Origin of the sequence: Laceyella putida (assembly GCF_042665195.1) — a bacterium.
Lineage (GTDB): Bacteria > Bacillota > Bacilli > Thermoactinomycetales > Thermoactinomycetaceae > Laceyella > Laceyella putida.
In genome coordinates, this window is sequence record NZ_JBHTBW010000036.1 from 1 (window position 1) to 10,574 (window position 10,574).

Below are 10,574 nucleotides of genomic sequence, written 5' to 3' on the forward strand. Positions count from 1 at the left end.
CCGAAGTGTCACATCGAATTGACAGGTCACGTTCACTCTTTAGTTTTCAAGGAACACTTCATTTTATTCAGCTCACCGCTTCTCGCGGCGACAAATATGATCTTAACATGGTTATATTCATAAGTCAACCATTTATTTCTTCAAAGACAACGGATTTTCTTGATAGATAGAAGAAGAGCTGCATGCCTTGGCATACAGCCTTCTATCTAACTTAATTAATTTGTTTTGGCACGTTTGGTAAAGTAGATGACACATGCCCCAATCAGTAACAAACTGAAACCCACTCCTGCCTGAAAAGGATAAGATGTCGCCGTTTTCGGTAATTTTCCGCCTTTAGTTGGTGGGTTGTTCCCCGGATTGTTCCCTGGGTTATTTCCTGGGTTATTTCCCGGATTGTCTCCAGGGTTGTCTCCCGGATTGTCCCCAGGGTTGTCTCCCGGATTGTCCCCAGGGTTGTCCCCAGGATTGTCCCCAGGGTTGTCCCCAGGATTGTCTCCAGGATTGTCTCCCGGGTTGTCCCCAGGGTTGTCCCCAGGGTTGTCCCCAGGATTGTCTCCAGGATTGTCTCCCGGGTTGTCCCCAGGATTATCTTTTCCACAAGCACCAAATTGCAACCTCGCGATCATCGATTTGCCGAGTTGCGTGCCATCCGCCCTTAATACCAATTTGACTGCATAATTTTTCGATTGCTTGGATGCCGGAACAGATTGTTTGATGGAAAACTGCTTGTTATCCATCGCATTGGCAACCTCACCTGACTTAACCAGTTTCCCTTGGGAAAGGTTGCTGTCCCCTTTTGGCAGCTCATAGATTTGATAGAGCACATCGTAATCGGTTTCTGCTGGCACGGGTCCGAGTTTATCCGTGAACGGACCGATTTTGGCATCCATATACAGAGTAGTACAATCATCGTCAAAGCGCAAAATGGTCAAAAAATTGGCATTCTTCAGCGCATCTGCGCGCATTTTGAGTGAAGTGCCACTCTGCGACGCATTTGAAATACTTGGAGAAGCAATCAACAACACACATGCCATCAAATACATGACTACCCATTTAGAAAAGTTTTTAATCATGTATGTATCCCTCCCTTATGCTTAATTTATTTTCAACGCACAATTAGTTATTCCTTCTACAAAAAACAAAAAAAGGGAAAAATTCAAACGAACAATATAATCCCCACCAAAAAACTTTTTTACACAAAGCCTTCCATGACATTATCCCGCTGAAGTAGATTTTCTAACCTTTGGTAAAATGCAAAAAACAGCGGACTAACGTCCGCTGTTTCGCCTTGGCGTGCCCTGGAAGATTCGAACTCCCGACCTTTTGATCCGTAGTCAAACGCTCTATCCAGCTGAGCTAAGGGCACATATATCATTGGAGCGGAAGACGGGATTCGAACCCGCGACCCTCGCCTTGGCAAGGCGATGCTCTACCCCTGAGCCACTTCCGCATATAATGGGGCGACCGATGGGAATCGAACCCATGAATGCCGGAGCCACAATCCGGTGCGTTAACCACTTCGCCACGGCCGCCAAGATAAGTGGCGGAGCTGACGGGATTCGAACCCGCGATCTCCTGCGTGACAGGCAGGCATGTTAGGCCTCTACACCACAGCTCCTCATCATGGTGACCCGTAGGGGATTCGAACCCCTGCATGCTAGCGTGAAAGGCTAGTGTGTTAAACCGCTTCACCAACGGGCCAATATCTGGAGCTTCCTACCAGGCTCGAACTGGTGACCTCTTCCTTACCATGGAAGCGCTCTACCGACTGAGCTAAGGAAGCATGTTGGCTCCTCAGGTAGGACTCGAACCTACAACCTACCGGTTAACAGCCGGTTGCTCTGCCATTGAGCTACTGAGGAACATCTGGAGCGGGTGAAGGGAATCGAACCCTCGCATTCGGCTTGGAAGGCCGATGTTCTACCACTGAACTACACCCGCAAGGATGGTGCGGTCGGCGAGACTCGAACTCGCACGATCAGGGATCACTACCCCCTCAAGATAGCGTGTCTGCCAATTCCACCACGACCGCAAAAGAGTGGTGAGCCATGAAGGACTCGAACCTTCGACACCCTGATTAAAAGTCAGGTGCTCTACCAACTGAGCTAATGGCTCAAATTCAAATGGTGGAGGGAGTAGGATTCGAACCTACGAAGGCGAAGCCAGCGGATTTACAGTCCGCCCCATTTGGCCACTTTGGTATCCCTCCATATGGTGGAGCTAAGCGGATTCGAACCGCTGACCCCCTGCTTGCAAGGCAGGTGCTCTCCCAGCTGAGCTATAGCCCCAAATTGCTCTAGTGCACCCAGACCGACTCAAACAATAGGCCTCATGTTTATCAAGCGTACGCTCGAACCAACTGGGCTATAGGCTTTTGAGCCTTGATTGGGTTGCTCACGAGATACTAATTTACCATGCTTCACCCAAAAATGCAATACCCTAACCCCATTTTTTTATTCCTTTTTTGCATAAAAAATCTATTTAGCAAATCATATAGCCCAAACATAAGACCAACAGCGAAATCCATCGCCACTTCTCAGGTCCAACCATCGTCTTGGCGGGTTGCCCGTCTGCTTTTATCGCGCATTTTTGATCCGGATGAATAAATCGAGCCAAACCGATCCACAAGAATTCGTTAATTTAATTTCAAACGCGACGTTTATTTTACACTCTTTACGTCAAACACGCCCCTTGGCGACCGAAACTTTCAAACTAATATAAATTGAGCTATAATTTAATCGGGATGAAAAATTATAAAAATCATGGGAGGTGAATCGGGTTGAGTAGAAAAGAAATGGGCTTTTGTCTGCTGGCCCTGCTGCTCTGTCTGTTGGTGAACCCGATGCAAGGGCTAGCGAAGCAACGCCACACCGCTTCATCCTTCTCAGCCATTGAGGTGAAACGCCAATTGCGAGCCGCCTGGATCGCCACCGTAACCAATATTGATTGGCCCTCCAAAACCGGTCTTAGCAAAGAACAACAACAAGCCGAGTTTAACTCTCTCTTGGATGAATTGAAAAAAATGGGCATCAATGCGGTGATTGTCCAAGTGAGACCAACGGCTGATGCCTTTTATCCCTCCACGCTCAATCCTTGGTCCAAATATTTGTCGGGAACGCAAGGCATATCGCCGGGCTACGATCCCCTCGCTTTTATGGTGCAAGCCGCGCATAAGCGCAACATGGAGTTTCATGCCTGGTTCAATCCCTATCGGGTCAGCATGGATACCCAACTCTCCTCACTCGTCCCGAACCATCCGGCGCGCCAACACCCCGATTGGGTGGTTACTTACAGTGGCAAGCTCTGGTATGACCCGGGGATTCCAGCAGTGCGGGCGCATATTGTCGACAGCATCAAGGAAGTGGTTCAGAACTACGATATCGATGCCGTTCACTTTGATGATTATTTTTATCCTTATCCGGATGGCACCGACTTTCCAGATGAGAAGACATACCAAACCTATGGGCAAACCACCTTTCCCAATAAAGCGGATTGGCGGCGTAACAATGTGAATCAATTGGTCAAAGAAGTGGATCAACAAATTAAACAGTTAAAGCCTTATGTGAAGTTTGGCATCAGTCCATTTGGCATCTGGCGCAACAAGTCAACCGACCCCACCGGATCAGACACGTCCGGCTTTCAAGCCTACGACTCCCTTTACGCTGATTCCCGCACATGGATTCGCCAAGGCTGGATCGATTATATCGCCCCACAAATTTATTGGAATATCGGTTATGCGGCTGCCGCTTATGAAAAGCTCGTTCCCTGGTGGGCCAATGAAGTGAATGGAAGGGCAACGCACTTGTACATTGGGCATGCCGTCTACAAGATCGGCAGCAATACGGAATGGAACCATCCTGATGAAATCCCCAACCAACTGCAATTGAATCAACAATACCCCCAAGTGAAAGGAAGCATCTTCTTCAGCACAAAAGACTTGTTAAAAAATCCATTGGGCTTTGCCGAACGTTTGCGCACAGATCTATATCGATATCCGTCCCTTATTCCTGTCATGCCTTGGTTGGGTGGACAAGCTCCCTCCGCCCCCACCCTTCTTTCCGCAATACGCGGAAGCGGCGGAACCACCCTGACATTTGCCGATAACGCCAACCAGACGAGTTATTTTGTGATTTATCGGTTTGCACAAGGTGACACGATTTCTCTTGACCAACCCCGACATATTGTGGGTACCATGCGGAAAACGGTATCCGGATCCACTCCGCAAATTTTTCAGGATGAAACGGCGGAGGCTACGAAGTCTTACACCTATCTCATCACGGCTGTCGATCGCCTCCATCACGAAAGCAACGCCAGCAACGCTATTCAACTTCGCTCTTTTTCAGTGAAGTGATTCCTTTTCTCCTACCCTTGTAAAAAGGGGATTTCTTTTTTAAAAAGAGGTTGCCGGCCGCATTGCTTTGCTATATTCTAAAAATTAAACATACGAATGAGGTGATGGATAATATGTCGAAATGTTTCCGCTTTTTCTTGCAGTCAATGTCCATGAATCGGGAAGCCCAATTCTTAAAAGACCTTCATGCGCAAGAAACGGTGAAGAAGGCCCAGAAGAAACGGAATCATTTGCGACGAGTGAAATAAGCGCGTTCGTTCATCCACTTCGCCCCCATCCAAACAGAAAATCCTCACAAATGATGTTCGTAATATTCACTCATTTCCGTCTTATTTGATGCAAAAAGGATGGGAACGCTTATCAAGACCTAAATTATAAAAAGCTTTAAAAAATAAAGGAGAGCACATATTAGTCGTGTATAATATGTGTTCTCCTTTTATCATTTATTAAACTAATGCACCCGTTAGTGGAATAAGTGAAATTCACGGTTAACTAAAAACAATTAAGTTTCACTCTGCCACTATAGGGCCATTTTCTGGAATAAGTAAGAGAATTATTTTCTTAGCTTCTGTAATAATTTACACTTATTAAAAAAGGGCGCACCCCAAACTTTGACATTCGCCATGTCAGGGCGTCCCCAACAAGAGTGTTGGGGCATGTAAAAGCGTGGGGCATAGTTTTGCATAGCTATCAACTCCTTAAAGCCTCTCAGAAGCCCTAAGAAGCCCTCACAGGCTTTCTAAGGGCTATCCTATTTTTTCTATTTCCGCCAAAAAATTGAACAGTCTGCTTTATCCTGAATATTAAATTCAATCATTTTCTCAAGCAATTCGTAATTTACCGGCTCATTCCACGGAATTCGAAACAAGCCTTTGGTAGCGCTGTAGCCAGCTTGTGCAATGTCATCGGCAAAGTGCGCAATGCCTACTTCTTCGGGTGAAACGCTCAAATGATGCTTCGCTGTGGAAAAGCCGATGATAAATGTGCCGTGATCGGAAAACATTGGCGTATTCCACTTGATTTGCGGTTCCAAATTTGGGAATTTATTAGCAACCCACGCCAAAATTTCCTCTGTTCGGTCGCGGTGGTCGGGGTTATCGATACCTGCTAAATATTTTGCAAAAACTTCCATGTTGTTCCCTCCTAAAATAAAAATTATGTCGTTCAGAGAAGTTCCTCAAACCCATTCGTCGTTAAAACTCCTCACAGAACCGCTCAGACACGTTCTTAAACAACACCTATTTCCAACTATATATTTTACAACCTGGATAGTCAAAATGGCTTAAAATGCAAATTAGAGGCTTTAAAAAGTATCTGACTTGTATCGCCAGCGATAGCTGGTCTGTCTAAAAGTATATAACTACATGTCATCTATAGCTACATAGCATAAATCCTATTTTTAATTTTCAACTTTGCAACAGAACCCACTAATATTTATAAAGCATTAGAAACAACAGATAAAAAACAACAAAAAAACAAAACAATTAACCTCATTTAATTAAATATTTATTCCAATTTCCTTTTTGTGTAGAAACCTTGATCTCAGCTCTTATTAGAGTGTAATTTCGTAATAATTGTATATAATATTCTTATAAATTTATTTCTTCCTTTTCTTCCCTGTAAAGATAGCGGCTGCACATTCGTTGTGCAACCGCTGCATCATCGCTTCTTTTCATTTTATTGAAACGTCATCCATCTTGGATGGGGGTTTTTGCTGATCGGCAAACGCAAAGACAATCTTCCCATTTTTTAGAAGCAAGCGGGCGTCGAACGGTTTGCCTGTCTTTGAGACAAACCCTTTAATCAAGCCAGACTCTTTCCCGCTTAACAGCTTTTTCACATTGGATTTCCCCAGCTTTTTCCCAAGCAACTCTTTCGGAAGCGTAAATTTGCATCCGCTTTGGTAACCATGGCAACCGTAAAATTTTTGGCGCTCGACGACTCCCTGACCGCACATGGGACATTTTCCAAGCGGCTCTTGTGACTTGGCGGATCGTGTGCCTGCTTGTGCTGTTTTTCGCATCGCTGCGGGAATTTCCCAATCGTTGGCCCGTCTGATCGCATCCGCCACCAAATGCTTCGCCAATTCCTTTGACTTTTCAATGAAGGGGGCGGCAGGCTTTTCACCTTGGCCGATTGAATGGAGATACTGTTCCCACTTTGCGGTTAAATCCGCTTTCCCCAAAATCGTGTCGGCAACAGCCGCAACAAGCGTCTTTCCCTTGTCGGTCGTGGATACCACGTTTTTCTTCACTTCGATGTACTTACGCTCCTTTAATGTTTGGATAATGCCTGATCGTGTCGCTTCAGTCCCCAATCCCATCCCTTTCATCGCCGAAAGGTCCTCATCTTCGATATGTTTGCCGGCTGTTTTCATCAAGGTAATTAATTGGCCTTCCGTGTAGGGCTTCGGTGGCTGCGTCACCCCTTCTTTCAGCATCACTTCCGGCCCAACTTCCTGTCCCTCTTTCAGCGGAGGGAGCGGCTGATTTCCCTCCGCTTCATTTTTATCTTCTTGTTCATTCTGAAAGATGGCTTTCCATCCATTTTTTACTACTTTCTTTCCGACTGATTTAAATTCATATCGGTCAATCATGGTAAGCACGGTGGTTTGCAGGTATTCGTGATCGGGATAATGAGCGGCGATCAGACTACGCGCAATCTCATCATAAATTTTCCATTCATCATTCGAAAGCTGGTGTGGAGAGGGGACTTGCTCCGTCGGAATCATCGCGTAATGATCCGACACTTTTTTCGGGTTGACATATCGTTTGTTTTGGCTGATGCTTTTTAATTCGTCCATGATGTCGTAGTGGTGTTTAAGCGAACGGATGATGTCCGGAAATGCCTTCGCCTCAGCCTCCGTCACATGCTGGCTGTCTGTTCGGGGATAAGAAACGTGTCCTTTTTCATACAAGGATTGCACAAGTTGCAACACTTTGCCGGGCGCCAATTTGTATTTTCGGTTCATTTTGGCTTGGAGTGTGCTTAAGCTGTGCAGCAACGGTGGTTTCACCTTTTTCAGCTGCGTTTGGATTTTCCGCACGGAAGCGGGCTTGCCGCGCATTTGCTCCAACAAACCTTCCGCTTGCTTTTTCTCAAAAAACCGTTCATGATATCTCCCTTTGTATTTCTCTCCATTCGCATCAAACATCGCTTCGATTTCCCAGTACGTTTCCTGCTTAAAGCGTTCAATCTCTTCTTCACGCCGACGGATGAGACACAATAAAGGGGTCTGCACCCTCCCTGTCGAGAATACTTCCCTCATCCCTTTTTGTTGCATCAATAACGTGTACACTCGACTCGTATTGATCCCCACTAGCCAATCGCTATAAGCCCGGGCCAGTGCTTCATCAAAATATGGTTTTGTCTCTTGATCCGAACGCAGATTGGCAAAAGCGTCTTTGATCGCTGACTCCGTTAAAGAACTGCACCACAGGCGTTTGATCTTTTTTTTGGACGCTCCGGCCATTTGGATGATGATACGGGCAATATATTCCCCTTCACGGGCCGGGTCTGTCGCGATAATGATGGTGTCCGCTTTATTCAAAACCTCTTTCACGTGTTGAAAGTGGCTCGCTTTTTGTTTGATCACTTGATGCTTGAACCGCTCGGGAATGACCGGAAGCGAGTCAAGCCGCCACTTTTTCCAAACGGCATCATACTTCTCCGGCTCCGCCAATTCACAAAGGTGCCCGATCGCCCAAACGATGGTTGCACCCCCGGGAAATAGCTGGCATGGTGCGATGGTAATCCGCGATTTTTCTTTCTTATGTACAAATGGAGAGGCTAATTTTCGTGCCTGATCCGGTTTTTCCGCAAGAATGACATTCATTTCTCATATCCTTCCCGTTCCTGTTTCGGATACTATTCACTATATCATAGGAAAAACGACAAACAGGATAATAAACTACTCTTCTTCCCTTCCCCATTCATTCTACATAATCACTCCGTTAGACTACACATAATTTTGCGAAAGTAAACCATTTCATTGACTTTTGTAAACGCTCTCATTACGATTGATATAAATACATACTAAAATAATATAAATTAACCCAAAAGAATTATAATCACAAAGGATGTGTTTTAAATATGAATGCAGTGAGCATTGTCATTGCAGCGATATGCATTCTAGTTATCGCGTATCGTTTGTATGGTACTTTTTTTGCTACAAAAGTGTTAAAACTGGATGACTCTCTTGCGACGCCAGCAAAAGAATTAGAAGATGGCAAAGATTATGTACCTACAAACCGTTGGGTCGCTTTTGGTCACCATTTCGCCGCCATTGCCGCAGCCGGTCCACTGGTTGGTCCGATTCTGGCAGCACAGTTCGGTTACTTGCCTGGTTTATTGTGGTTATTGATCGGTGCCGTCATTGGCGGGGCGGTTCACGATGCTGTTGTTTTGTTCGCCTCCATGCGAAAAAAGGGAAAATCCCTGTCTGAAGTGGCCAAAGAAGAGCTGGGTCCTGTAGCTGGGTTCTGCACGGGGTTGGCCATGTTATTCATCATCACCATTACGATGGCCGGTTTGTCCATGGTTGTCATCCATGCTTTGGAACACAATCCATGGGGAACGTTCGCAGTTGGTTCAACCATCCCCATTGCGATGGCTGTGGGACTTTATTATAAATTGACGGGAAATCTGAAAAGCGCTTCCGCTGTCGGGTTTATCCTGATCATGATCGCTATTTTTGCCGGTCCTTATATTCAAGATAGCGCATTTGGCGAGTGGCTGTCGTTTGATCCAAAAACCTTGGCCATTCTGCTCCCAGTGTACGCCTTTTTTGCCGCAGCGCTTCCTGTATGGTTGTTGTTGGCGCCTCGCGATTATTTGAGCAGCTTTATGAAAATTGGCGTATTCATTGCACTTATCATCGGTGTATTTATTGTTAATCCCGATATTCCATTTCCGGCTGTCACCTCATTCATTCATGGTGGGGGACCCATTATGGCCGGACCGGTTTGGCCGTTCATCTCCATTACGATCGCCTGTGGTGCCATCTCTGGTTTCCATGCGTTTGTCGGTTCCGGCACCACGCCAAAAATGTTGGAACGCTGGAGCGATATCAAGGTTGTCGGTTTTGGGGCCATGCTTTTGGAATCGCTGGTGGGTGTCATGGCATTGATCGCTGCGGTCGCGTTGCAGCCTGCTGATTATTTTGCCATCAACTCTACCCCGGAAGTATTTAAAACATTGGGTATGCAAGTGGTTCATTTACCGGAACTCAGTCAAACCATTGGCCTGAACTTGGAAGGAAGAACGGGCGGTGCGGTAACATTGGCCGTGGGCATGACCTATATTTTCACGAAAATCAAGTGGTTTAGTGATCTTGCTCCTTACTTCTTCCAATTCGTTATCATGTTTGAGGCTGTATTCATTTTAACAGCGATTGATGCCGGAACACGCGTGGCGAGATATCTGATCCAGGATTTTTTAGGGGATTTTTATAAACCGCTCAAAAGAGTGGATTGGATGCCTGGTGCCATTTTTGCAAGCGCTCTGTCCTGCTTCATGTGGGGATATCTCCTCTATTCGGGCGACATTGGTTCCATTTGGGCGTTGTTTGGCGTGTCGAACCAATTAATGGCGTCTATCGGCCTGATTGTCGGTACCACTGTTATTTTGAAAATTGTGGATCGTCGCCTGTATGTTTTAACTTGCCTTATTCCACTCGCCTATCTTTATGTAACAGTTAACTACGCAGGGTATTGGATGATCAAAAATGTTTATCTCAATTCAGCCGCAAGCGGATACAGTCTCCTTAACGCCATCCTTTCCATTATCATGCTCATTCTGGGTCTTGTCATACTAGTGACGGCATTTAGCAAATGGAAGGCACTTTGGCAAAAAACTGAATTGGATCTTGCCGTTTAGATCAATCTTTGGATATAAAACAGGACATGTCGGAGTCGGCATGCCCTGTTTTTCCTTTTAGCATCTGTTTACACATCATTTGCTTCTTGTTTATAAGTGCATTCGCACTCGCCCTTCACAGCAAGGTTCCTCTCTGCTTCAAGGGCTCCCTTCATGCGGAACCATTCAATCGGGCGACCTTGACCCACCGATAAGCCGCTGCCTCCACTGCTCAAATGTGAACCTAGCGAATGAGCAATTGCTGTGCGCACAACAAAAAGCACTTGCCTTAGGGCAAGTGCTGAGGCTGCTGACAAACTGCCTTGAAAGGCAGGGTCAGCAGCCTTTTTTGTCGAATCAATAAAAA

Annotated in this window: 7 protein-coding genes and 12 tRNA genes; 3 read left to right on the plus strand and 16 right to left on the minus strand. The window is 45.9% G+C overall.

Translation table 11 applies throughout. The features are described from left to right. Positions 1-215: 215 nt before the first annotated feature. The 13 genes from ACFQNG_RS11650 to ACFQNG_RS11710 all read right to left on the minus strand — a co-directional run bounded on the left by ACFQNG_RS11650 (position 216) and on the right by ACFQNG_RS11710 (position 2,288). Positions 216-1,073, minus strand: a complete 858-nt coding sequence (locus ACFQNG_RS11650) for a hypothetical protein (RefSeq protein WP_379865220.1) — start codon at positions 1,071-1,073, stop codon at positions 216-218. A 216-nt stretch (positions 1,074-1,289) separates the two neighbouring features. Beyond that, positions 1,290-1,366, minus strand: a tRNA-Arg gene (locus ACFQNG_RS11655). Positions 1,367-1,375: 9 nt separating this feature from the next. Next, positions 1,376-1,450, minus strand: a tRNA-Gly gene (locus ACFQNG_RS11660). Positions 1,451-1,456: 6 nt separating this feature from the next. Continuing rightward, positions 1,457-1,532, minus strand: a tRNA-His gene (locus ACFQNG_RS11665). 9 nt (positions 1,533-1,541) lie between these two features. Then, positions 1,542-1,618, minus strand: a tRNA-Asp gene (locus ACFQNG_RS11670). A 6-nt stretch (positions 1,619-1,624) separates the two neighbouring features. Further along, positions 1,625-1,701, minus strand: a tRNA-Glu gene (locus tag ACFQNG_RS11675). 6 nt (positions 1,702-1,707) lie between these two features. Next, positions 1,708-1,783 (minus strand) — tRNA-Thr (locus tag ACFQNG_RS11680). A gap of 4 nt (positions 1,784-1,787) precedes the next feature. Beyond that, a tRNA-Asn gene (locus tag ACFQNG_RS11685) sits at positions 1,788-1,862 on the minus strand. A gap of 5 nt (positions 1,863-1,867) precedes the next feature. Then, a tRNA-Gly gene (locus ACFQNG_RS11690) sits at positions 1,868-1,941 on the minus strand. 5 nt (positions 1,942-1,946) lie between these two features. Further along, positions 1,947-2,032: transfer RNA gene (locus ACFQNG_RS11695), tRNA-Leu, on the minus strand. 7 nt (positions 2,033-2,039) lie between these two features. Beyond that, positions 2,040-2,115, minus strand: a tRNA-Lys gene (locus tag ACFQNG_RS11700). Positions 2,116-2,124: 9 nt separating this feature from the next. Next, a tRNA-Tyr gene (locus tag ACFQNG_RS11705) sits at positions 2,125-2,209 on the minus strand. Positions 2,210-2,212: 3 nt separating this feature from the next. Then, positions 2,213-2,288: transfer RNA gene (locus tag ACFQNG_RS11710), tRNA-Ala, on the minus strand. A 506-nt stretch (positions 2,289-2,794) separates the two neighbouring features. Between ACFQNG_RS11710 and ACFQNG_RS11715 the strand changes: the two genes are divergently transcribed. Together ACFQNG_RS11715 and ACFQNG_RS11720 are read left to right on the plus strand one after the other, a co-directional pair. Continuing rightward, a complete protein-coding gene (locus ACFQNG_RS11715; protein WP_379865231.1) occupies positions 2,795-4,351 on the plus strand; it encodes a glycoside hydrolase family 10-like protein in 1,557 nt (518 codons plus the stop codon). 113 nt (positions 4,352-4,464) lie between these two features. Next, positions 4,465-4,599, plus strand: coding sequence for a hypothetical protein (locus tag ACFQNG_RS11720; protein ID WP_379865222.1), 135 nt, complete (start codon positions 4,465-4,467; stop codon positions 4,597-4,599). Between the two features lie 512 nt (positions 4,600-5,111). On the opposite strand, the gene ACFQNG_RS11725 is transcribed toward ACFQNG_RS11720, so the two are convergent. Together ACFQNG_RS11725 and ACFQNG_RS11730 are read right to left on the minus strand one after the other, a co-directional pair. Then, the gene (locus ACFQNG_RS11725) at positions 5,112-5,483 is read right to left on the minus strand and encodes an iron chaperone (protein ID WP_379865223.1); all 372 of its coding nucleotides are present in this window, start codon (positions 5,481-5,483) and stop codon (positions 5,112-5,114) included. 540 nt (positions 5,484-6,023) lie between these two features. Next, complete coding sequence (locus ACFQNG_RS11730) at positions 6,024-8,186, minus strand: type IA DNA topoisomerase (RefSeq protein ID WP_379865225.1); 2,163 nt, start codon at positions 8,184-8,186, stop codon at positions 6,024-6,026. Positions 8,187-8,443: 257 nt separating this feature from the next. On the opposite strand from ACFQNG_RS11730, the gene cstA reads away from it, so the two are divergent. Continuing rightward, a complete protein-coding gene (cstA, locus tag ACFQNG_RS11735) occupies positions 8,444-10,228 on the plus strand; it encodes a carbon starvation protein CstA (protein WP_379865227.1) in 1,785 nt (594 codons plus the stop codon). A gap of 68 nt (positions 10,229-10,296) precedes the next feature. Here cstA and ACFQNG_RS11740 read toward each other — a convergent pair. Then, positions 10,297-10,574, minus strand: a 278-nt coding sequence (locus ACFQNG_RS11740; protein ID WP_379865229.1) for a hypothetical protein, incomplete at its 5' end; no start/stop codon positions are given.

Bases quoted from the DNA above. Each gene is read 5' to 3' on its own strand.
- cstA (WP_379865227.1), top strand. From the start codon at position 8,444: ATGAATGCAGTGAGCATTGTCATTGCAGCGATATGCATTCTAGTTATC.
- ACFQNG_RS11715 (WP_379865231.1), top strand. From the start codon at position 2,795: ATGGGCTTTTGTCTGCTGGCCCTGCTGCTCTGTCTGTTGGTGAACCCG.
- ACFQNG_RS11725 (WP_379865223.1), bottom strand. From the start codon at position 5,483: ATGGAAGTTTTTGCAAAATATTTAGCAGGTATCGATAACCCCGACCAC.
- ACFQNG_RS11730 (WP_379865225.1), bottom strand. From the start codon at position 8,186: ATGAATGTCATTCTTGCGGAAAAACCGGATCAGGCACGAAAATTAGCC.
- ACFQNG_RS11720 (WP_379865222.1), top strand. From the start codon at position 4,465: ATGTCGAAATGTTTCCGCTTTTTCTTGCAGTCAATGTCCATGAATCGG.
- ACFQNG_RS11650 (WP_379865220.1), bottom strand. From the start codon at position 1,073: ATGATTAAAAACTTTTCTAAATGGGTAGTCATGTATTTGATGGCATGT.